The 21467-nt window shown below is 64.0% G+C and carries 17 protein-coding genes; 11 read left to right on the top strand and 6 right to left on the bottom strand.

Annotated elements, in window-relative coordinates:
* Positions 1 to 9: 9 nt before the first annotated feature.
* On the top strand, positions 10 to 2370 hold the full coding sequence (gene hypF / locus GQB03_RS01485; protein ID WP_159683205.1) for a carbamoyltransferase HypF: 2361 nt from the start codon (positions 10 to 12) through the stop codon (positions 2368 to 2370).
* A 57-nt stretch (positions 2371 to 2427) separates the two neighbouring features.
* On the opposite strand, the gene GQB03_RS01480 is transcribed toward hypF, so the two are convergent.
* On the bottom strand, positions 2428 to 2724 hold the full coding sequence (locus GQB03_RS01480) for a hypothetical protein (protein WP_159683203.1): 297 nt from the start codon (positions 2722 to 2724) through the stop codon (positions 2428 to 2430).
* Between the two features lie 189 nt (positions 2725 to 2913).
* Here GQB03_RS01480 and GQB03_RS01475 point away from each other — a divergent pair, with 189 nt between their 5' ends.
* From GQB03_RS01475 to GQB03_RS01465, 3 genes are all read left to right on the top strand, one after another.
* Positions 2914 to 3945 (top strand): patatin-like phospholipase family protein, encoded by a 1032-nt coding sequence (locus tag GQB03_RS01475; RefSeq protein WP_159683200.1) that lies wholly within the window; start codon positions 2914 to 2916, stop codon positions 3943 to 3945.
* Between the two features lie 106 nt (positions 3946 to 4051).
* The gene (locus tag GQB03_RS01470) at positions 4052 to 6892 is read left to right on the top strand and encodes a type VI secretion system Vgr family protein (RefSeq protein ID WP_159683198.1); all 2841 of its coding nucleotides are present in this window, start codon (positions 4052 to 4054) and stop codon (positions 6890 to 6892) included.
* A gap of 13 nt (positions 6893 to 6905) precedes the next feature.
* The gene (locus tag GQB03_RS01465) at positions 6906 to 9143 is read left to right on the top strand and encodes a M23 family metallopeptidase (RefSeq protein WP_159683195.1); all 2238 of its coding nucleotides are present in this window, start codon (positions 6906 to 6908) and stop codon (positions 9141 to 9143) included.
* 638 nt (positions 9144 to 9781) lie between these two features.
* On the opposite strand, the gene GQB03_RS01460 is transcribed toward GQB03_RS01465, so the two are convergent.
* The 3 genes from GQB03_RS01460 to GQB03_RS01450 all read right to left on the bottom strand — a co-directional run bounded on the left by GQB03_RS01460 (position 9782) and on the right by GQB03_RS01450 (position 12780).
* On the bottom strand, positions 9782 to 10234 hold the full coding sequence (locus GQB03_RS01460) for a YaiI/YqxD family protein (protein ID WP_159683192.1): 453 nt from the start codon (positions 10232 to 10234) through the stop codon (positions 9782 to 9784).
* Between the two features lie 71 nt (positions 10235 to 10305).
* A complete protein-coding gene (gene petA / locus GQB03_RS01455) occupies positions 10306 to 10941 on the bottom strand; it encodes a ubiquinol-cytochrome c reductase iron-sulfur subunit (protein WP_159683190.1) in 636 nt (211 codons plus the stop codon).
* 141 nt (positions 10942 to 11082) lie between these two features.
* Positions 11083 to 12780, bottom strand: coding sequence for a sensor histidine kinase (locus tag GQB03_RS01450; RefSeq protein ID WP_159683187.1), 1698 nt, complete (start codon positions 12778 to 12780; stop codon positions 11083 to 11085).
* Positions 12781 to 12976: 196 nt separating this feature from the next.
* Here GQB03_RS01450 and GQB03_RS01445 point away from each other — a divergent pair, with 196 nt between their 5' ends.
* The 6 genes from GQB03_RS01445 to GQB03_RS01420 all read left to right on the top strand — a co-directional run bounded on the left by GQB03_RS01445 (position 12977) and on the right by GQB03_RS01420 (position 17784).
* The gene (locus tag GQB03_RS01445; protein WP_159683184.1) at positions 12977 to 13693 is read left to right on the top strand and encodes a response regulator; all 717 of its coding nucleotides are present in this window, start codon (positions 12977 to 12979) and stop codon (positions 13691 to 13693) included.
* Positions 13694 to 13981: 288 nt separating this feature from the next.
* Positions 13982 to 14530: a general stress protein gene (locus tag GQB03_RS01440; RefSeq protein ID WP_159683181.1), complete on the top strand. Its 549-nt coding sequence runs from the start codon at positions 13982 to 13984 to the stop codon at positions 14528 to 14530.
* Positions 14531 to 14579: 49 nt separating this feature from the next.
* On the top strand, positions 14580 to 15062 hold the full coding sequence (locus GQB03_RS01435; protein WP_159683178.1) for a hypothetical protein: 483 nt from the start codon (positions 14580 to 14582) through the stop codon (positions 15060 to 15062).
* A 12-nt stretch (positions 15063 to 15074) separates the two neighbouring features.
* Positions 15075 to 15812 (top strand): YfdX family protein, encoded by a 738-nt coding sequence (locus GQB03_RS01430; RefSeq protein ID WP_159683175.1) that lies wholly within the window; start codon positions 15075 to 15077, stop codon positions 15810 to 15812.
* Complete coding sequence (locus tag GQB03_RS01425) at positions 15809 to 17005, top strand: patatin-like phospholipase family protein (protein ID WP_159683172.1); 1197 nt, start codon at positions 15809 to 15811, stop codon at positions 17003 to 17005. The genes GQB03_RS01430 and GQB03_RS01425 overlap by 4 nt, the downstream gene beginning before the upstream one ends.
* Before the next feature lie 2 nt (positions 17006 to 17007).
* The gene (locus tag GQB03_RS01420) at positions 17008 to 17784 is read left to right on the top strand and encodes a 3-hydroxybutyrate dehydrogenase (protein WP_159683169.1); all 777 of its coding nucleotides are present in this window, start codon (positions 17008 to 17010) and stop codon (positions 17782 to 17784) included.
* Positions 17785 to 17830: 46 nt separating this feature from the next.
* On the opposite strand, the gene GQB03_RS01415 is transcribed toward GQB03_RS01420, so the two are convergent.
* Positions 17831 to 19417 (bottom strand): inorganic phosphate transporter, encoded by a 1587-nt coding sequence (locus GQB03_RS01415; protein ID WP_159683166.1) that lies wholly within the window; start codon positions 19415 to 19417, stop codon positions 17831 to 17833.
* 399 nt (positions 19418 to 19816) lie between these two features.
* Between GQB03_RS01415 and GQB03_RS01410 the strand changes: the two genes are divergently transcribed.
* Positions 19817 to 20089 carry a hypothetical protein gene (locus tag GQB03_RS01410; RefSeq protein ID WP_159683163.1) on the top strand — a complete coding sequence of 91 codons (273 nt, stop codon included), beginning with the start codon at positions 19817 to 19819 and terminating at the stop codon, positions 20087 to 20089.
* On the opposite strand, the gene GQB03_RS01405 is transcribed toward GQB03_RS01410, so the two are convergent.
* A complete protein-coding gene (locus tag GQB03_RS01405; protein ID WP_159683160.1) occupies positions 20086 to 21447 on the bottom strand; it encodes an HD-GYP domain-containing protein in 1362 nt (453 codons plus the stop codon). The two genes, GQB03_RS01410 and GQB03_RS01405, sit on opposite strands and share 4 nt — an antisense overlap.
* Positions 21448 to 21467: the final 20 nt, after the last annotated feature.

Here is a 21467-nt window from a genome sequence, read left to right as displayed (position 1 = left end):
GGCGGACTGATGGCCGAACTCCCACAATTGGTGCAACTCGAGCGTCGTATCGTTCGGGTGCGAGGCGTGGTCCAGGGGGTCGGCTTCAGACCGTTCGTGTTCCGGCTTGCGCGCGATCTCGAGCTCTCGGGCTGGGTCCGCAATGACAGCGAGGGCGTGGAGATCGAGGCCCAGGGTCTGCCCGGAAACATCTCGGCGCTGCTTGCGCGCCTGTACGGCGAGGCGCCGACGCTTGCGCGGGTGGACTCGGTTGAAACGGCGCTTTCCGAAGTCGATCCACTCGATCGCGGATTCACCATCAGAGCCAGCAAGACCGGCGCGGTGAATACCTGCATCGGGCACGATACGGCGGTTTGCGGCGACTGCCTTAAAGAGTTGTTCGACCCGGCCGGCCGGCGTTGGCGGCATGCTTTCATCAACTGCACCCAATGCGGGCCTCGTTACACCCTGACCCGGACCCTGCCGTACGATCGCAGTACCACCAGCATGGCGGGATTCCAGCAATGCGAAGCCTGCCAGGAAGAGTACGACACGCCATCGAATCGCCGCTTCCACGCCGAGCCCAACGCGTGTCCCGAGTGCGGGCCGACGCTGGCGCTTTACGAGGCCTCGGGCGTACGCGTTGCCACGCGGGACCCGATTGCCGACACGCTGCTGCGCCTGCTTACCGGAGAGATTGTCGCGGTGAAGGGGCTCGGTGGGTTCCATCTCGCCTGCGATGCCCGTAATCCCGAAGCTGTAGACCGCCTGCGTGCGATGAAGGGGAGGGGGAACAAGCCCTTCGCGGTAATGGTTGCGAGTCTTGCATCGGCACGTGAGTGGGCGTGGTTGTCGGTGCAGGACGAGCGCGCACTTGACAGCGCCGAGCGACCCATCGTGATCTGCGACAAGCGCAAGCATGTGGATCATGAGCTATGGGGCGTGGCGCCGGAGCTGGCCGGGATCGGCCTGATGCTGCCATCGACGCCGATCCACTACCTGCTCTTTCACGACAACGCCGGGCGTCCGTCGGGAACGCACTGGCTGGATGTCGCACAGGATCTGGTGCTGGTGATGACGTCGGCCAATCCGGGCGGCGAGCCGCTCGTTATCGCCAACCAGGAGGCGATGCGCCGTCTCGGCGGGCTCGCCGATGCCTACCTGTTGCATGATCGCGACATCGTGATGCGCTGCGATGATTCCTTGGTCCTGGCCGAACCCGGCGCCCCTGCCGCCCAGGCGCCCCAGCTGCGATTCCTGCGCCGTGCCCGGGGCTATACGCCACGAGCGATTCGCCTGGGCCGCAAGGGGCCCTCCGTACTCGGCATGGGGGCGCAGTTCAAGAATACGGTATGCCTGACCCGTGGCGACGAGGCGTTCCTGTCCCAGCACGTCGGCGATCTCGATAATCCATCGGTTTGCCATGCGCTCGACGAGGCAGTCGATCACCTGCAATCGATCATTGCCGTGAGTCCCGAGGCTATTGCCCACGATCTCAGCCCAGACTTCTATTCGACCCACATTGCCCGTACGCTGGCCGACGCGATCGGTGTCCCGGCGTTCGCGGTACAGCATCATCACGCTCACATTGCTGCGGTACTGGCCGAGCACGGCTGCGACGAGCCAGTGCTGGGGGTGGCGCTGGACGGGTTCGGCCTGGGCAGCGATGGGACCGCGTGGGGGGGAGAGTTGTTGCGGGTCGAGGGAGCCGCATTCGAACGCGTTGGTCATCTCAGCCCGCTGCCGATGCCGGGTGGCGATGCGGCAGCCCGGGAGCCGTGGCGAATGGCCGCCGCGGTGCTGCATCATCTTGGTGCCGCGGAGCGGATCGCGTCCCGCTTCAATGCTCAGGCGGCGGCGCCAATGTTGTCGGGGCTGCTCGACAAGCCTCGTCTGTGCCCGCCCTCTACCAGCCTCGGACGAGTCTTCGATGCGGCTGCCGGCCTTCTTGGCGTCTGTGAAGTGATGAGCTACGAAGCAGAGGCGGCGATGGTCCTCGAAAGCCTGTCCTCTGCCTATGGTGCCGCGCTTGCCGTGCCGGTGGGCTGGCGGGTGCGTTTGCGAGAAGAGAGCATCGATCTCGATCTCATGCCTCTGCTTGCCTCGCTCGTGGATGAACGCAATGCAGCTCGCGGCGCGGCGGCCTTCCACGCCACGCTGGTTGCGGCACTTGAAGATTGGATCGTGCAGGGCGCACGACGTTGCGGGATCCGAACGGTTGCCCTTTCAGGAGGATGCATGGCCAATCGGCAACTCGCCCTCGTGCTGCCGCGCCGGCTTGCCGGGAGGGGGCTCACCGTGCTCACCGCCCGGGCGGCGCCGAGCAATGATGGAGGGATCGCGCTGGGCCAGGCGTGGGTGGCGATCAACCGCTTACTTGGCCAAGGCTGAGCGATCTCGCATTGCGAGCCTGAGGAACTGGGCTGGTTGAGCACGGCTCTGCCGGACTCAGTTGTAGTTTTCCCTGCGGGCAGCGGCCTGCTCGATCGCGTGGTCGAGCATCTTGACCGTTGCCTCGACACCTTCGACCGCCGCGGATTCTTCGATCATGTGATAGGCGAGCACCAGTAACCCACGCATCTTCGTGAAAGCGCGTTCATTGTCGCAGCCGACCGGCGAGTGATTTTCCAGAATCGCCTGCACGATTCCGGGCTCGCGCAGGCGCACCCCGCAGAGCATCGACAGACGGACGAGTTCTGTCGCGAGGTCGTCCAGATCCTTATCGAAATGGAGAAAGGAAGACATTGAGGAAGCTCCTGTGTGAATGGCCAGCCATTTCGGTGTAAGCTGTGCTGCATTGCAGCAAAAACTATTGATGCTTTGCTTTGCGTTGCGTAAATAGTTCAGCCGTTTTGTGGATTTATACCCGAAAGTGGGCGATTGTGCAGCGCGGCGGACTGCCCGTGAGCAAAGCGGTGTCGCAAGGAGCGGAAAATGCGCCTGAAACGAACATCTGCGAAGCGCAGGATCAGTCTTGCTCTGCAGGGCGGAGGGGCCCACGGTGCCTTCACATGGGGTGTGCTCGACTACCTGCTGGAGGCGAGTGATCTCGACTTCGAGGGGGTGAGCGGTACCAGCGCCGGCGCAATGAATGCCGTCGTGCTTGCCGACGGACTGCTCAAGGGCGGACGCGACGGGGCTCGACAGGCCCTCGCGAATTTCTGGCGGGCGGTAGCCGGCAGTGTGCCTTTCGAGGTGGCCGTTCGCACGCTCGATGGCGAGAGTATTACGCTCACGCCGGCGATGAAAATGATGATGGGCTGGACGAGCCTCTTCTCGCCCTATGAGTTGAATCCCTTCGATCTGAATCCGTTGCGCGAGCTGGTGACGAGCATGGTCGATTTCGAGCGCCTGCGAAGCAACTGCCCACTGCGGCTTTTCATCGCGGCGACTGCGGCCAATACCGGGCGCCTTCGACTGTTCAAGGAGCACGAGCTGACGCCAGACGCGTTACTCGCGTCCGCGTGCCTGCCAAGCATCCATCATTCGGTGGAGATCGACGGCGAGCCATACTGGGATGGCGGATTCACGGCCAATCCTGCGGTTTTTCCGCTCTTTTACGAGTGTGTCAGCAGGGACATCCTGCTGGTGCTCATCAACCCCCTGCGCCATCGCGAAACGCCGCGTAGCGCCGAAGACATCCGCACGCGTAGCCGCGAGCTCGGTTTCAGCGCCAATTTCCTGCGCGAGATGCGGATGTTCGCCCACGCCCGTGAGTTTGCCGGCGAACAGCCATGGTGGGCGCGGGGGCGGCTGGAACGTCGTCTGCTGGCGACGAATTTTCATCTCGTAGAAGCCAGCGATGAGATGAGCAAGCTGTCGTCCGACACCAAGCTCGCTGCCCATGGCCCATTTCTCGAGCAATTGTGCGAGCTCGGTCGCGAGCGGGCGCGTGCATGGCTCCGCAGAAAAGGCCGTTTTGTCGGGAGCAAATCCTCCTTGGAACTGGCCGGCCTGTTCGGCTAGGGAGGCTGGCTGGAGCGTCCGGCCTCAAGGCTTGCCCGCGTGACCGCGCTTGGTGTTTTTATGGATATGGCATAGCATTGCCGGCTTCCATGCAACGGTAGTGCCGATGAGCCCGCTGTTCAGTTCCGAAACCCGTCTTTATGCGTTGCGCTGGCGCGAGTCGGGCCCGGCGCTTCTCGTGGAGGCCTGGTGGGGGCAGGAGACGCTGAACGGTGGCTTCGAGTTCCAGATCGATTGCCTGTCAAACGATGCATTCATCGATCCGGAGACGTTGCTCGGCAAGGCGCCGAGCCTGCTGGTGAGCCTGCCGGACGGAAGCCGAAGCCATCGCTCGGGGCTGCTTCGCGCTGCGCGCAGACTGGACGCCGATGGCGGCTTCGGTCGCTATCGCATCACCATGGTGCCGTGGACCTGGCTGCTCTCGCAGGTGAGCCATTGCCGGGTGTTCCAGGAAAAGACCGTGGCCGAGATCGTCGATCAGGTCTTCTCGGGATACAGCGCACATGCGGCCTGGTCCTGGAGCGACGATGCATCCGCCTTCCTGGCGGAAATCCGTCCCCGAAACTATTGCGTGCAATACCGTGAATCCGACTACGCTTTCATTTCCCGGTTGCTTGCCGAAGAGGGGCTCGGCTGGTGCGTCGAGGAGGACGAGGCCGCACCCGCCGGGCATCGCATGCGTATCTTCGCGGACAGCTCCCAGTTGCCCGAGGATCTTCTTTCGGCCCATGCCGCTGGTGGTCCCGGCATCCGTTTTCATCGTGCTGATTCGCAGGAGGAGCAGGATGCGATCGTTGCCTTCGGCCTTCGTCAGCGCGTATCCATCACTCGCTCGAGCGCGCTTTCGTACGATTACGGGCGCAAGCGTTCGGTGGCAGCAAGCGTACCGGTCGGGCGGTCGGGTGACGCTCCCGCTCTGGAGCGTTACGACTTCAGCGGCGCCTGTGCGTGGGCCAACGAAGCTGAGGCCGAGCGCTACCAGCGCATTGCGGCGGAATCAAGCGAAGCGCACCGCCAGCGATTCGTCGGGCGCGGTACGGTTCGCAGCTTCCGGCCCGGCACCCGCTTTACCTTGTTCGAATCTCCCCTGAAGCCGTCTGGCCTTTTCGATCAAGATGGCGAGGGCGACAGCTTCAGCCTCGTGGATATTTGCCATGCAGGCATCAACAATCTTTCCGGCGAGCGGATCGAGGCCATTGCCACAAGGCTCCGTGCGACAGGCGCCTCTGCCGAGTCATCCGGCATTGCAAGCACTGAGGAATCGCGTCCGACGGATGCTCCACTGCGGTTGTCGGAAGTGCTCGTCCGGCTTGCCGCCGAGCATGGCTACGGCAACGAGTTCCAATGCATCCGCGCCAGCGCGAGGTGGCGTGCGCTGCTCGTCGACGATACCGGGCAGCGCTTCAATCCCCGCCCGACTGCGCCCGGCCCGATGAGTGCAATCGTCGTCGGACCCGACGGCGAGACAACGCCATGCGGCCCGGACGAGCTGTGGTGCGACGCGTTGGGTCGCGTCAAGGTTCGCTTTCACTGGCAACGGGGCGACGAATCGGATGACAGGCTGAGCTGCTGGTTGCGACTCGCAAGCCGTCAGGCGGGGGCCGGCATGGGGTGGCAGTGGTTGCCGCGTATCGGTCAGGAGGTGCTGGTAGGCTTTGTCGAGAGCGACATCGACCGGCCGGTGATCCTCGGCGCGCTGTACAACGGGCAGGGCGAGGGCGGTGTGGTGCCGACGCCGGGCGGTGAACACGCTCGCGAGTCAGACCCCAGCGTGTTCGACCGCGCTACCGATGGGGTGAGCGCGGCGCAGGGCAACCTTGCTGGTGGCAACGGTCCGGCATGGCACGGCGCGGCGGGCGAGTCCCACCGGCATGCCGGCGCGCTGAATGGCTTCAAGAGCAAGGAGTTCGGTGGAGCAGGCTACAGCCAACTGGTATTCGACGACACCGACGCCCAGCTGCGCGTCCAGCTCAAGAGCACCGAAGCAGGCAGCGAACTGAATCTCGGCCACCTGATTCATCAGGCCGATAACTACCGCGGCAGTTTTCGGGGAGCTGGTGCGGAATTGCGGACCGACGCCTGGGGTGCATTGCGGGGCGCGCAAGGGGTGATCCTGAGCAGCTGGCAGGCAGGAAGCGACGCTGCCCCGGCGGGCGACCTTGCTACCGCCGTCGCGCTGTTGAGACAGGCAGAAGGTCTTGCCCGAGTGTTATCCAGCCAGGCAGGCACGCACCGGACAGTGCAACTCGCGGCGGTAGAGGGTTCCCGGGCGAGTGGGCAAAGCCGCATCGATGCGGCTGCCGCACCGCTGAAGGCCCTCCTCACCGCAGCAAGTGGTACGGTCGATGCCGATCGATTCGAGCACGCACGCAGTGATGCTGCGGCAAAAAGCACCGCGGCCGCTCAGGATACGGTGCCACATACGACGGACCCGCTCATCGTCCAGGCCGCCAGAGCCGGTATTGGCATGGTTGCGGGTCAGCATCTGCAGTGGAGTTGCGGCGAGGTCATCACCTTGGCAAGTGGTGAGGACGCCAGCTTCGCCATCGGCGGCAAGGCCCGCATCCATGCTGGCCAGGCGATTGGCCTGCTGGCCGGGGCGCTTGAGGGCGGCAAGGACGAGGGCGGCGTCAGCATGATTGCCGCACGTGACGATATCGACCTGCAGGCGCAAAGCGACGCGCTCAAGCTGCAGTCGAAGAAGGATCTGAAGCTCGTCTCGGCCACCGCCGACGTGACCTTCGCCGCCGCCAGGAGGGTTGTGCTGGCCGTCTCGGGTGGTGCCAGCATCACCATCGATGGTGGCATTGCCGTCGCTTGCCCCGGCACGATCACCGTGCATGCGAGCAAAAAGAGCTTCTCCGGCCCGCAGAGCTCACCCCATGTGCTTCCGAGCTTTCCACGCGGCGACTTCAAGCAGAAAAAGCGCTTCGCATTCTCGTCATGAGCTGCCATCGCCCATGCTGATCAGCCCGCCATTCCTGCTGCCACGCAACGCCAACGAAAGCGACGCTGACTTCGTCGCGCGCTGCATGCCGGATACGTCAGTGATGGTGGCTGGCACTCAGGCACCCGAGGGCGCCTTCCCGGTTTCCTTCAGGCTCGGCTGGCATGGTGGGCGCCATCTCGAGGCGCCGGTCGATGCCAGTGGTGCGGTGCTCGACGTACGTGCAATTGCCGATGGCGAAATCGTCTATGCGCGTCGCCCGACGGCTCGCAATGCAAACCCGAGCCCCACTGAGCCGCGCAACTACAATCCCTACGGCGATGCCCCTGCCTGGACCGACGACGGATGCGTGATCATCCGCCACACCACTGAAATCGGCGCCGATGCGCAGAATCAGCCGGTCGTGGTCAGTTTCCTGTCGATCTACATGCACTTGTCGGAACTTCGTGGAGCGGCGCATCGCGTGGCGGCCGGAGGGCAGGACCGGGCGGTCTACCGCAAGGACGAGATCGGCGTGGCCGGTATGATTTACGGCAACGATCGTCAACTGCACCTCGAGATCGTCTGCGACGATGCCAATCTGGAGGCACTGATTGGCCGTCGGGCGGGTGCATTGAACACCGCCGTGGACGGCCGCAACGATGTGATTTTCGGCGAGATGTATTTTCGCCTGCCAGCCGGAACTCCCTTCTTCGCACAGCGCCCAGCATTCAACGAGACCAGGCCGGCAGTGGCACCGGCCCATGTCCTGCAAGGCGTCCCGTGCTACGTGGGGCTGCGTTACGCGGGCGGAGACGGGCCGCAGGGCCATCGCGGTGATGCGTGGCTGACGAGCTACGACGAAGATGGTGTAGCGCTTGGCGATCCCCTCAATGAAGGCGATGCCGAATATGAGTTGTACCGGAGCGCCAACGACATCAGCAATGCCTATCCTGCAAACGCGAGACCGGCCCCGAGTGCCGTCTACGAACTGCTGCGCTTCGGTCGTGTCATCGGCCCTGATGCCCTTGTCCCGGCGGATGTGCCTCACTGGCGGGAAGTGCGTTACCCGGGCGGACAAGGCTGGGTCAACCTGAACGCCGCCGGCGTGCGCAAGTTCAGCGACGCGGATTTTCCGCAATGGCGCGGCTGGACACTGATTGATGACGACGTCGATGCAGACAGCCGCTGCGAGTCCGCCGCGCTGACCCGCTTGATCGAAGATCCCGGCGCCGCCGACGGCAGCCTAACGCGGTCAGAACTCGAACGACGCCTCCAGCTACCAGCGGTCCGAGAGCGGCTGGCGCGTGTGATCTGCAAGTTTCCCGGCGAGTGGGATCGAGCCAGCGCAAGGGGCCGCTGGGGCTGGCTCGTCGGGGATCCTGAGTTCGGGTTGGACGCCAGTGATTTTGGCGAGCTCATCGCGCACATCGAGGCGCTTACGTTTCCCTGGGCCGCGGCGGGTACGGGGATCGGTGGTACCCACTGGCATTGGGATCCGCTGTACTTTGTTCTTAATTGGCGCAATTGCACGTGGCTCGGGGCTGCTGACCTTGAACGGGTACTGGTATTCGCTCCCGCGAAAGGCGTCGCGCGGGCCGTCTCATTGCGGATCCCGATGGGGCAGACGATGAGAAAGTATCTTCTTGCGGGTCGGGCAATACGCATCGCTCATTGTCTAGCCCAGATAGGCCATGAAACCGGTTGGTGGTTGTATCGCGAAGAGCTTGGAAACTCGCGGTATTTTAGAACGATGTATGAGTTGATTACGCCTAACGAAGCAGTTTCAGACTACCGCTCGGGGCTTGCTCAGCGGCTTCGTTTGGTTAACCCGGGTGAAGGTGAGATTGCGTATTCGAGGCGTCGCCCAAGCGCTGTTGCAGCTAAAGCTGTGAGTCTGGGGAATGGGGTGGTAAGCGCAGGAACGGGAGGCATGTCGGGCGACGGGTCCAGGTTTCGAGGTCGAGGGTTTCTGCAGCTTACTGGGCGTAAGAACTATCAAAGCTACAGTCGATACAGGGGCCGCGATTTCACGACAGATCCCAATCCGTCAACGGTAAGCACTGACGACTTAAGTGCATGTGATGTTTCGGGCTTCTATTGGGTACGGGAACAGGTAAACCGAGAGGCAGACTTGGGGGAGACCACCGTGCAAGTCTCACGCGTCGGCGGGCTTGTGAATCGGGGAAACGCTAAGAAGCACCCGTTGCACAAACACGAGAGGTTAAAGGCATTCCAGTCAATTTGGGGGCGCATCAATGACGTTGGCTAAGCACCCGGGACGTTGCTGGCTCGCCATTCCCGCAGTAACGACGGCCTTGGCCGGTTGCGCTAGCGTTTTCGCGTGCGGCCTTCCCGTTGCTTTTGAAGGGATGCACGAGGTTGCTCGAACGTCAGCAGCGGGTGTCACTGTTGTTCAGTATTCGGAAAAGGCCTCCGTTACGGCCTATCAGACCGACTTCGATACAAGGAAGGTGGCTGTTGCGTTTGGGCGGGATCCTCGCGCGGTTAATGAGGTGGCAGGCATCAGCCCTCTAAATCGTGGCAAAGAAAGTCGAAAGACTCTTTTGGTGGCTCCGCCGTACGCGGATCAAATTGTTCGGCGACATTATTCGAGAAAAAAACGCCATCACCGGAACTGGACAATTTGGCGCGAAGAAATCCAGTACGGAACGCAAGGCTACTCTGCGGGCTATACGATCGATTGCGCTACCGCTTACAGGCTACGGGATCATGATGTAATCGCTGTTTCCGAGTGTTTTTCGCTAGAAAATTGGCCACGATTTATACGAACTTTGGATGCGATGACTGAAGTAATCGATGGTGCGGTTATACCTAGTGCGAGCCAGTAAGGGAGTTCTTGCATCGAAACTGCCGAGTCGGGCACAAGCTTCTCCGGGCTTGGCAACCCTACCCCCGCAAACTCCCCGCCAAAAACCGATCCAGTTGCTTCGCAAAGTTCTGCCGGTCCGAATTGCTGAACGCGGACGGTCCGCCGGTTTCGACGCCGGTGGAGCGCAGGATGTCCATGAAGTTGCGCATGTCGAGCGCTTCGCGGATGTTCTCGCGGCTGTAGAACTCGCCGCGCGGGTTCAGGGCGAGGGCGTGCTTGTCGATGACGGCGGCTGCGAGCGGGATATCGGCGGTGATGACGAGGTCGCCCTCGCTGACCTGCTCGGCGATGTAATTGTCGGCGACGTCGAAGCCTTTCGCGACCTGAACCGCGCGGATATAGGGCGACGGTGGGGTGCGCAACATCTGGTTCGCTACCAGAACCAGATCGGTGCGGGTTCGCTCGGCGGCGCGGTAGAGGATTTCCTTGATGGAAACCGGGCAGGCATCGGCATCGATCCAGATCTGCAAGTACTGACTCCAGAGAGGGGCTTGGCGGATGGTACGCGGCCCGCCGTAGCCGCGTCCATGCCATCGACGCGTCACGCGACTTTTTCGCCCACCCGGATGACGCTGTCCGAGAGGTATTCGTACACCGGTACCGGGAGGTTGGTCGGTGCGGGCACGCCGCGGAAGACACGGCCTGCGAGGTCGAACTTCGAGCCGTGGCAGGGGCACAGGAAACCTCCGGGCCAGTCCGCACCAAGGCCTGCGGCTTCGCCGGCGGGCTTGAGCACCGGCGAGCAGCCCAGGTGGGTGCAGATGCCGATCATCACCGCGAGGCCGGGTTTCTGCGAGCGGTAGATGTTCGCGCAGCTCTCGGGCTGTATCGACTTTTCGGAGAGCGGATCGGACAGCAGCCCCTCGTCGGTCTTGAGCGAGGCGAGCATTTCCGGGGTGCGCCGCAGTAGCCAGATCGGCTGCTTGCGCCATTCGATGACCTTGAGTTCGCCCGGGCCAATCTGGCTGATGTCGGCTTCAACTGGCCCGCCCTCGGCAAGTGCCCGGGCCGATGGTGTCAGGCTGTCGACAAACGGCACTGCCGTTGCGATGAGCCCTCCGCCCCCGACTACCGCGGTCGCCAGCAGCAGCCGCCGGCGGACGGGATCCTCAGGGTGTGGCGTAAAACTTTCGTGTTGATCCGGGGTGTTTCCGGGGATGGTGTGCTGTGCGCTCATGTCGGGCTCCGTGACGTTGGAGGAGGCCGGGACACCGACCTACGCACTCACGGTAGCTGGCTGCGCGCACGGGCACAGTTGCCGGAGGTAACCGATTGAAGGTGACCAACGTCATGACTTCCGGGCGGACCTCCGGTGTGATTATTCATCGCCCAGATCCGGCGCGGTGCGCAGGCTGATGCGCACCTCGGTGCCGTGCCCGGGAGCGCTCCGGATCTCTAGCCGGGCCCCGATCAGCCCTGCCTGCTCCTGCATGCCGACCAGACCATAGTGCCCCGGATGTTTGGCCCCGACATCGAATCCATGACCGTTGTCGTGGATGTTGAGTTCGAGACCGTCGGCATCCAGCGTATCCCTCAGGTTCACCTCCGTGCGATCCGCCCGCGCATGCCGTTCGATGTTGCGCAAGGCTTCCTCGGCGATGCGGAACAGCACCTCGGCGCGTGTTTCGGCAAAACGCCCGGCGACCGGGGCGCAATGGAAGTCCACCGTGATTCCCGTGCGCTCGCCGAAGCGCTTCAGGAACTCGCCCAGGGCCGCGCCGAGCCCAACGTCCCGGGCGGCGTTGAAACGCATCTGGGTGATGGCGGCGCGGGCTTCGTCGAGGCCGTGTCGCGCCGCATCCTCGGCCTGCTCGAGTTCTTCCGCCAGGGCATCCGGGTTGCTTTTGGCAAGGCGTTTGAGCAGACGGATTTCGGTCAGCATTGCCATCATCGAATGCGCCAGGGTGTCGTGGAGGTCGCGAGCCAGCTTGAGCCGCTCGCGCACCTGGGCGGCGTAGCGCGCTTCGCCGGCAAGCCGTTCGATCTCGCGGGTGCGGGAGGCGACACGTCGGTCGAGTTCTGCGTTGAGGGTGGCGAGTTCGCGGCGCTCGCGGGTGAGGTTGCCGAACAGACCGTCGAGTGCCACGCCCAGGCGGGTGGCTTCGTCGCTGCCATGCGGAATCGCGATGTGGCCATCGTCTCCGCCGGTGAGCAGGCGCTCGGCCGAATCGGCAATGACCGCAATGCGCCGCGTCAGCCTGCGGGCGATGATGAGGCCGCCGGCGGCGCCGACCAGCCCGAAGGCGAGAATGGTGGCGAAGATTCGCCACTCCATCACGTGCGCGCCTTTCTCCGCCTGGTCGGCGGGTTGGATGACCTGTACACGCCAACCCATGCGTGTCAGCGCCGGACTGGTGGCGGGCCGGGCCCGGGTTCGCATGAGGTCCTTGCCGGTTGGCTCCGCCCGGCCAAGCCAGTTGGGTGGCCCGATGCGCACGATTCCCGCCTGGTCGACCAGCATCCACGCTTCGCCGGCGGAATCGTCGAGTTCGGGATGCAGGTTGCGCGCGAGGGCGTCCGCCCAACTCCAGTCCAGACGGGCCACGAGTGCCCCGACCTCGACGCCCGCCGCAGTGTTGATCTGGGTAGTGAGCGCGACGAAGCGACCTTCGAGATTTGGTGTGGCGGGCGCGGCTGACGTCGCGTCGGCGCGTGCGAGCATTTGCCCGTCGCGGTCGAACACCTCGATCGAGGTCATTTCCGGAAAGCCCTGCCGAACGTCCTCGAGGACCGGTTCGACCGATTCGATGCGACGGCGGGCGAGCTGCGGCGCGAGTATCGCGGCGGCGGCCTCCAGCGCCTGCTGGCGCAGTCCGATGCCGAGCGATAGTTCGGTGGCGATGTGATCCGCGGCGGCTTCGAGTCGCTGGCGCTGTTGGCTGATCAAGGTGTCGCGCACCGTGGTGCCCGCCCAGAGTCCGGCGATGATCGCCAGGCCGACGCTGACGGCGAGGATCAGCCAGCCGACGGCGGCACCCAGACTGCGACGCGGGTCGAGCGAGGCCAGGCTGTTCATCGTGCGCGGTCTCCAGAAGTGACTTTGGTCATGGTCCGAAGCTTACCAACGGGGCTGTCGTTGGCCTGCTGCGGTGGGGTAAGCTTGTTCCACGCCGCCGGAGCCGTTGCAGTGTTTTTCCGGTGGTTGCGTGCACCTCCTGGCACGCAGCGCGTTTCCGTAGCGGATGCGTTGCGTCGGACATGGGAATCTTCGCATGAGTTCAGATTCAGACGTTTGCGGCAAGGCCGCGTCGAACGCCCCGCTGCGGGTGGTGGTGGTCGACGATCAGGCGCTTATTCGGCGAGGCATGTCCTTGATGCTCGATGCTCAGCCCGACATCTGCGTGGTCGGCCAGGCGAGCGACGGCGAAGAGGCGGTGCGCCTGGTGCTGAATCTGCACCCGGATGTCGTGCTCATGGATCTGAACATGCCGCGCATGGGCGGGGTTGCGGCGACCCGCGAGATTCTCGCTGCGCTGCCGAAGACGAGGGTGATGGTGCTCACCACCTTCGATACCGACGAGCTCGTTTTCGACGCAATCAGAGCAGGGGCATGCGCCTATCTGCTCAAGGATGCGAGTGAAGACGAAGTGATCGATACGGTCTATGCCGTTCATCGCGGTGAATCCCGCATGACACCGGCGATCGCGCGCAAGGTGATGGACCAGTTCCGGGTTCTTGCCGCCAGCCCCGGTGCACCCCGTCCGACCGCCACCGACGTGGGCGAGGATGAGCTGGATCGCCTGACCGGCAAGGAAGAGCAGATCCTGCAACTCATTGCCCAAGGCATGAGCAATCGCCAGATCTCGGCGAAGGTGTTTCTCGCCGAGGGGACCGTCAAGAACTACGTCAGCCGGATCATGGAAAAACTCCATGCGCGCACCCGCACCGAGCTTGCCGTGATGGCCCTGCGCAGTCACCGGGTCGACTAGCGCGGGGTTTCGCCGCAGCGGTGCGCCGGCCGAGCTGCACCACCGGTCTCCAATGCCTGACTGCGCCCGGAAGCGACTTCCGCGCGCATCCTCGTTTCCCTCCGATCACCTTGCCTCTCGGGCGCCCTCGCGTGCGCCCGAGAGGTGACCTTCGGCATGTCCGGTCATGACTTCCTGCTCCCCCGATTGATGACTTAGGACAGCTGTATTGCGTATGTCGCGAGCCTAGATTGAAGCCATCGGAGACGCCCTGCACGTGGCAGGACCCGAATCCTCAAGGAGGCAATCATGAACAGGCCCGATATTGCAGTCGCAGAATTTTCTTCTCACGATCAGGCGGATCGTGCCGTCCGGGCCCTGGGCCGGGCCGGCTTCGACCTTGCCCGGATCTCGCTCGTCGGCGAAGGCTTTCATTCCGAGGAGCGCGTGCTTGGCTATGCCAGCGCTGGTGACACGGCCGCCAGGTTCGGTCGCGTCGGTCTGTTTCTGGGCGCGCTGTCGGGTGTCCTGGTCGGCGCAACGCTGACGGTCATGCCGCTGATCGGCAACGTTGTGGCGGTCGGCTGGTATTCGGCCAGCATCGCCGGCGGTATCGAAGGCGGACTGCTGGGCGGCATGGTCGGTGCCCTTGTCGGGGCACTCAGCGCGGTTGGCCTGGGCCATCACCCGGTCCTGCGGTATCGCAGGAATCTCGGTGCCGATCACTACAAGCTGTTCCTGAACGGCAGCGGACGGGAGTCCTTGCGTGCCCACTACGTCCTGGCCGACGCCGACATCACCTGCATGGCGCCGCGCCAGGCCCCCGGAATCGAGCCCGACATGGCGGCGGCAGGCTGAGCCCGCGGCGGCCGTCCATCCCGCAACGCGTCCTGTCTGGAGACCCCGGATGAATCCGCACCGTAACCTCGCGATCCTGGTGGCATGCCTGGCGGTACTCGGCACAGTCACGCAGCCGAACGCCGCGGCGATGAGCTCGCATGTTACGACTGCGCCCTTTGCCAATGGCGGCGTGGGGGCGACCGAGCGGCTCCGGATGCATGCGATTGCGGGTGCCTACCCGTTGCACATGAGCTTCTCGGCGGAACCGGACAAGGTCTCTTTGACGCGGGTCCCGGTGTTGATCCGCAATGCGCGCGGCGACACGGTGTTCGAGCTATCCAACGCCGGGCCGCTGCTTTACGTGGCCTTGCCGGATGGCGACTACACCGTGCGGGCCACCGCCGAAGGGGTGACCGAGATGCGGCGGGTGAGCATCCATGCAGGGCATCCGCAGGACCTGCGCTTTCTATGGTCCGACGGTCCTGGCCAAGTGTCGGGGCCAAATCCTGGCCGCGCGAGCGGTCGTACTTCACTTCCATTGTTCAAGTAAAGGAGTCTCAAGATGAAAACCGCATCGATTGTTTCAACCCTTCGCCTCCCGTCCATGACCGCGGGTGCCCTTGCCGTCGCGCTGGCGATCGGCATGGCGGTACCGTTGGCGCGTGCCGCCAAGCCGGCCCCGGCTGCGGTTCAGCAGGCCCCCGCGCCCAAGGTGACTGCCACTTCGAGCGAGGCCGATGCCCTGATGAAGTTCTCCCAGGCCGGGCGCGATACGATCGACAGCGTCCGCCTTGCCCGTCGCGAACTGTTCGACGGAAAGACCGACCTGGCCATGCAGGACATGAAGCTCGCCCAGAAATCGCTGCTGGTGGCCAAGGCCGAAGCGCCGAGCTTTGCGAGTACCACGGTGGTCAGCGTCCAGGGCAAGGTGATCGGCAAGGATGCCAGCAACGTGACGGCCGACATCGTGCCGGTCGGCGGCGATCTGGTGCTTGCCGACCAGTTCAAGCCTGCGCCCAAGCATGTGCCGATCCTCGAGAAGGCCCGCGAGTTGTTCGGCAAGGGTGATCGCAAGGGCGCGGTCGACACGCTGACGAAAGGCAAGGTGGAGGTGTCCTACCTGCGGCAGTGGATGCCGATCGCCTCGAGCGGCAAGCTCATCGACCAAGCGATATCGCTCTCCGGCGATCACAAGTATTACGAAGCGAATCTGGCGCTCAAGGCGGTGGAAGACGGGCTGCAGCACGACTCCGTCTCTTTCGTTGAACCGGTGCCGGCCGCATCGGGCGCCGCATCATGAGTCGGGTCCGCCCGGGAGAGGCCACGGGTAGCGCCGAGGCGTGTGTGCTCGTCCTGCAGGGCGGCGGCGCGCTCGGCGCATATCAGGCAGGTGTGTTCCAGGTACTGGCCGAACGTGCCCGGGTGCCCGACTGGGTGGCAGGTATCTCGATCGGAGCGGTCAACGCCGCGCTGATCGCAGGCAACCCGCCGGAGCGCCGCGTGCAGGCCCTCGAGGCATTCTGGCAGCGGGTCACCACGCTCGCGCTGCCACGCACGCCGGCTGCGCCGACGGAACTCCAGCTCTGGTTCAATCGCATCGATGCCGGCCTCGGGCTGGTGCTCGGCCAGCCGGCATTCTTTGTCCCGCGCTGGCCGACGCCCCTGCCGCACTGGCCCCGTCCGACCGGGACGCTGAGCTATTACGACACGGCACCGCTGCGCAGGACACTCGAGGAGCTGGTCGATTTCGATCTGCTCAATTCGGGGCGGATGCGGCTTTCGGTCGGCGTGGTCAACCTGCGCACCGGCAATTTCAGCTATTTCGATACGGCCCGGCAACGCCTCGATGTCCGTCACATCATGGCAAGCGGGGCTCTCCCGCCCGGCTTCCCGCCGGTGGAGATCGATGGCGAATGGTACTGGGATGGCGGGCTCGTTTCGAACACCCCGCTTGACTATGTGCTGGACCAACCCGGCAACGCGCAGCGCCTGGTTTTTCAGGTGGACCTGTTCCAGGCGGAGGGGACGGCACCGAGGACACTCATCGACGTTGCCGAGCGCGAGAAGGACATCCGCTACTCCAGCCGCACCCGGCTCAACACTACCAATGCGGTGCGCCGCCAGCGTATGGCGGAGGCCGCGCGCAACCTGCTGGCACGGCTGCCCGAGGCATTCCGCGACGACCCCGATGCGGCGCTGCTGCGCGAGGCGACCGAGGCACGGGCGCTGACCGTGGTGCATCTGATTCATCGCCGCAAGGCTTACGAGAGTCAGTCGAAGGACTACGAGTTTTCGAGGTGGTCGATGCTGCGTCACTGGGCGGCCGGCCGCGATGACATGACCCGTACGTTGGAGCATCCCGACTGGCTCACCCGAAAAACCGGCGCCGCAGGTGTCCAGGTCTTCGACCTCACTCGCAACGCGCGCCGTCACCAAGCCGACCGCAGCCGCACGGCCAGGATACGGCAGCAACCTCAATCTCAAGGAGCATGAACATGGAACTTCAAGACCAGCGTTGTATCGTTACCGGCGCCGCCAGCGGAATCGGCAGAGCCATCGCCGCCCGGTTCCTGCAATTGGGCGCACGCGTGGCAATCGCCGATCTCGATGAATCGGCCGCCCACAAGACGGCCGACGAGCTCGGGCCAGACGGGCGCGCCATCGGTGTGCGCATGGACGTGAGCGACGAGGAACAGGTGAGCGCGGGTGTCGCCAAGGTGGTGTCGCAGTGGGGCGGGGTGGATGTGCTCGTCAGCAACGCGGGCATCCAGATCATCTCGCCGCTGGAAGAGCTGGCTTTCGCGCAGTGGAAGAAACTTCTCGCGGTGCATCTCGACGGCGCCTTCCTGACCACGCGGGCCTGCCTGCCACACATGTACGCGAACGGCCACGGCAAGGTGATCTATACCGGTTCGGTACATTCCAAGGTCGCCTCCCACCTCAAGGCGCCCTATGTCACCGCCAAGCACGGCTTGCTGGGCCTCGCCAAGGTGGTCGCCCTCGAGGGGGCGCCGCATCATGTCGCTGCCAACGTGATCTGCCCGGGATTCGTGCGCACCCCGCTGGTCGACCGGCAGATACCCGAGCAGGCGAAGGATCTCGGCATCTCGGAAAAAGAGGTGGTTCGCGACGTGATGCTGAGAGAGACCGTAGATGGAGAATTCACTTCCACGGATGACATTGCAGAGGTGGCCGCCTTCCTTGCCGCCTTTCCGTCACTGGCCCTGACCGGCCAGTCCGTGGTCGCGAGTCACGGATGGTTCATGGCGTGAGCCCATGTCTCCCGGTTCCTGATACGGCTGCGCCCGGGTAGTCGTATCAGGAGGGAAGCATCATGCCGCGGATCATGAAGAACACCATCGCGGCCATCAGTGCCGACGCGGGCACGGTGATCACCCACGCTGCGGCGATGCGCAGCAGCTGCGAGCGCTTGACCAGTTCGTATCGATAGACCTTCTTGAGGTTCTTGCGCTCCCGCTTCGAGAAGTTGGCGGGATCGAGCTGCGCTTTCGCCTGCAGCTTCAGTTCCGCAAGCATGGCACCTTTCTCTTGTACCTGGGCCTTGTTGAAGCGCTCCATGAAGGCGTCGATGGCCTGCTGATCTCCCTCCGGGTGGTGCGCCTTGATCTCGTCTTCCATGCGGGCGTTGTTGCGCTTGATCCATTCGCGCAGGAAGCCGACACCGAATACGCCGCCGACCGCGATATGGGTGGAACTGACCGGCAGTCCCATCTGGCTGGCGACGATCACCGTGAGGGTCGCAGCCATGGCGATACAGTAGGCGCGCATCTGGTCGAGTTCGGTGATCTCCGAACCGACCGTGCGAATCACCTTGGGGCCGAACAGGGCGAGGCCGACCGAGATGCCGATGGCACCGACCATCATGACCCATAGCGGAATGCTGGCCTTCGTATGAAGTGCCCCGCCCATGCTGCCGACCGCGTCGACGATGGCGGCGAGCGGCCCTACCGCGTTGGCCACGTCGTTCGAGCCGTGGGCGAAGGAAAGCAGCGAGGCGGCGAAGATGAGCGGTACGGTGAACAGCTGATTGACGCCCTGCTTGCTGTTCTGCAACTGCCGCGACTTTCGCGCGACCAGCGGCCGGACCGTGAGGAGTACCACTGCCGCGAGGCCAAAACCGTAGAGCACCGCCTGTGTGAAGCTTACCTTCCAGATGTGTTTGAGCCCCTTGAGCATCAGGTAGGTACTGAATGCCCAGGCCATCGCCGCCACCAGTAGCGGCACCCAGCGTCGTGCCGCCTGGGCCATGTCCGCCTGGTAAGTGATGCGGTGCTTGATGAAGTAGAGGAAGGCGGCGGCAATGATGCCGCCGAGCACCGGCGAGATCACCCAGCTGGCGGCGATTGCGTAGATCTTGTCCCAGTTGCCGATACCGAAGCCGCTGGCCGCGACCCCTGCACCCAGTACCGCGCCGACGATGGAGTGAGTGGTCGAGACTGGCGCCCCGATTGCGGTTGCGATATTGAGCCAGATTGCGCCTGCCAGCAGGGCTGACATCATCAGCCAGATGAAGGTGTCGCCGCTGGGGACCAGCGCGGGATCGATGATGCCGCTGCGAATCGTATCGACCACCTCGCCGCCTGCGATGAGTGCGCCCGCCGCCTCGAAGATGGCGGCGATGATCAGCGCGAGGCCAAGGCTCATTGCCTTCGAGCCGACTGCGGGGCCGACGTTGTTGGCGACATCGTTGGCGCCGATGTTGATCGCCATGTAACCGCCGATCATCGCTGCGATCACCAGCATCATGCTTCCGGGCCCGCTGTTGCGGGTGGAGGCGAACAACATGACGCCGACGATGAAGAGCAGGGCTATGCCCAGCCGGCCCATTTCGCCCCGACCGCGTTTCGTGGCGCGTTCGAGATCGCTGATGTGTTTGAGGTCCACTGCTGCTGTCCGCTTTTGACGAAGGCCGCATTGTTTCAGAAATATGAATGCAATCAAAACGCGATTCTCGTCCGACGAGACCGTGTTGTCCTTGGCGGGTATGTGTTGATCGGCAGTGGTGGTCGGTAGGCGCGCCGACGAGTGGTTCGGATGGCGGGCAACGGCCGTATCAAGGGCGCGTGCCCGCAGCCGGGGCCTTCCGTTCGATCGGTGGCTACCGTGGACATGCGCTCCGCGTCCGCTACCCGTGGTATGCAGGTCGTTCAACTGCCGCCAGACGGTGAGAACAGCCTCGCAATCCGGGACGTCGGGGAAAGGATCGCGATCAAGGCCCGGAAATCGCAGTTGCGCTAGGCTTGTGCTCCCGCGGGCCTCGGCCAGCTCACTCCTGGAAGATCCATGGCCATTGAAATGGCGTTTCCCCTGATCGTCACCCTGTTATTTTTTGCGGGCGCATTCCTGCTTGTCGGCCGGCATCTGCGCAGCATGCAGCGGCAACGAGATCTGCCGTCGCGCGATGCCTGGCTGGCGGCGCGGGGCGAGGCCGGCGCGAGTTGTCCGGGCTGTGGGTCGGGCGAGACCGAGGAGCAGGGTCTGGACGACAAGGATGACGACACCAGAGTCGTGCGCTGTGCCCAATGCAGGACCTTGCTGTATCGGTATGAACGCTAGGCGCTCTGCCGGTGCGGTCCCGCGGCGGCGTTGATCGTCCGCTCGCGTCTGTCCGGACGGGCGCCGGGAAAGTAACGGGCGACGATCTCGTTGAGTAACGCGTCCGCGCGGGCTTCGTCGAGTCCGGCGCAGGCGGCGTGAAGTTCGCCGCTGATCGGGACGAAGGCACGAAGAATCGTCGGATCGAACTGGTTCGCGAGCTCACCGGTGAGCATGTCGATGATTTTGTCGTAGGGGTAGGGCCGCTTGTAGGGGCGCGTGGAAGCGAGCGCATCGAAAACGTCGGCCACCGCGAATATGCGCGCGATCAGCGGGATTGCGTCGCCCTTGAGGCCGAGCGGGTAGCCGCTGCCATCGTAGCGTTCATGATGGCCCGCAACCACATCCACGCCGGAGGCGAGCCAGGGATACTGCTTGACGATGTCCACGCCGTGGCCCACATGCTGGCGCATGATGCGCTTTTCCGCCTCGTCGTGGCCGCCTTCTTTCAGCAGGACCGTGTCCGGTGTGGCGATCTTGCCGATGTCGTGAAGAAACGAGCCGATGATGAGCCGCTGGATCAGCTTGCGGTCAAGCTGCAGGGTTTCGGCGAGCCGTACGGCATAGATCGTGACCCGGTAGTTGTGCAGGGCGGTGTCTCCGTCACGCTTGGCGATCGCACTGCCCAGAGTCTTGAGTGTGCCGATATTGCTCGACATGAGCTCGCGTGCCGAGCGGAGAAGCCGGCGGTTCAGGAACGCGACCAGCGGATAGACCATCGCGAACGATGCGAGGACCGTTGCCGCAGTCATCAGAGAGACCATGCGCACCAGGCCTTCGAGCGATTCGATGGTACCCCTGTCGAAACGGTAGATTGCGCTGCCGTAGCCCACCAGCGCTCCGTTCGGATCGTGAATCGGGCCGACCATGAGCATGTGCGGCTGTCCGAAAAGCGATATGCGTCGCCAGATTTCTGTGTGACGGTCCGGTCGTGCCGGGGCTTCGCGGGCCAGGGCCGCTTCATAACCGGACGCGCCCGGTGACTGCATCGTGGCTGCCGGATTGCCATCAGCATCGTAAAGACGAATGATCCGGAAACCGTCCGAGGTCAGTCGCGCCAGTTCGGCGTCGAGCCTCGCCTTGCGCGAAGTGTCCGGCGCGGCGGCATAAGCGCTGAACAGCGCGGCGTAGCGAACCGTCTCTTGCCGGACTCGATCGGCAAGCTGTGCGTCGACCTGACTGATGCCGAAACGCCATGCCGCAAAAGCGCACAGTGAGGTGAGCACCAGCCAGGCGGCGACAAGGCGCAGGAACAGGCTGCGGCGCGGGTGGTCGAGAAGCGCGTCGTCGAGACGGGTGAGCGCTTGTGGCGTATGCATGAACGGAAGCTGACGATCGA

This window comes from Cognatazoarcus halotolerans (assembly GCF_009800965.1).
GTDB lineage: Bacteria > Pseudomonadota > Gammaproteobacteria > Burkholderiales > Rhodocyclaceae > Cognatazoarcus > Cognatazoarcus halotolerans.
This window is presented reverse-complemented; position numbering and strand designations above follow the sequence as displayed.

Coding starts and splice junctions, on each gene's coding strand:
- GQB03_RS01475 (WP_159683200.1), top strand. CDS start 2,914: ATGCGCCTGAAACGAACATCTGCGAAGCGCAGGATCAGTCTTGCTCTG.
- GQB03_RS01410 (WP_159683163.1), top strand. CDS start 19,817: ATGGCCATTGAAATGGCGTTTCCCCTGATCGTCACCCTGTTATTTTTT.
- GQB03_RS01480 (WP_159683203.1), bottom strand. CDS start 2,724: ATGTCTTCCTTTCTCCATTTCGATAAGGATCTGGACGACCTCGCGACA.
- GQB03_RS01405 (WP_159683160.1), bottom strand. CDS start 21,447: ATGCATACGCCACAAGCGCTCACCCGTCTCGACGACGCGCTTCTCGAC.
- GQB03_RS01445 (WP_159683184.1), top strand. CDS start 12,977: ATGAGTTCAGATTCAGACGTTTGCGGCAAGGCCGCGTCGAACGCCCCG.
- petA (WP_159683190.1), bottom strand. CDS start 10,941: ATGAGCGCACAGCACACCATCCCCGGAAACACCCCGGATCAACACGAA.
- GQB03_RS01425 (WP_159683172.1), top strand. CDS start 15,809: ATGAGTCGGGTCCGCCCGGGAGAGGCCACGGGTAGCGCCGAGGCGTGT.
- GQB03_RS01440 (WP_159683181.1), top strand. CDS start 13,982: ATGAACAGGCCCGATATTGCAGTCGCAGAATTTTCTTCTCACGATCAG.
- GQB03_RS01470 (WP_159683198.1), top strand. CDS start 4,052: ATGAGCCCGCTGTTCAGTTCCGAAACCCGTCTTTATGCGTTGCGCTGG.
- hypF (WP_159683205.1), top strand. CDS start 10: ATGGCCGAACTCCCACAATTGGTGCAACTCGAGCGTCGTATCGTTCGG.
- GQB03_RS01450 (WP_159683187.1), bottom strand. CDS start 12,780: ATGAACAGCCTGGCCTCGCTCGACCCGCGTCGCAGTCTGGGTGCCGCC.
- GQB03_RS01465 (WP_159683195.1), top strand. CDS start 6,906: ATGCTGATCAGCCCGCCATTCCTGCTGCCACGCAACGCCAACGAAAGC.
- GQB03_RS01430 (WP_159683175.1), top strand. CDS start 15,075: ATGAAAACCGCATCGATTGTTTCAACCCTTCGCCTCCCGTCCATGACC.
- GQB03_RS01435 (WP_159683178.1), top strand. CDS start 14,580: ATGAATCCGCACCGTAACCTCGCGATCCTGGTGGCATGCCTGGCGGTA.
- GQB03_RS01420 (WP_159683169.1), top strand. CDS start 17,008: ATGGAACTTCAAGACCAGCGTTGTATCGTTACCGGCGCCGCCAGCGGA.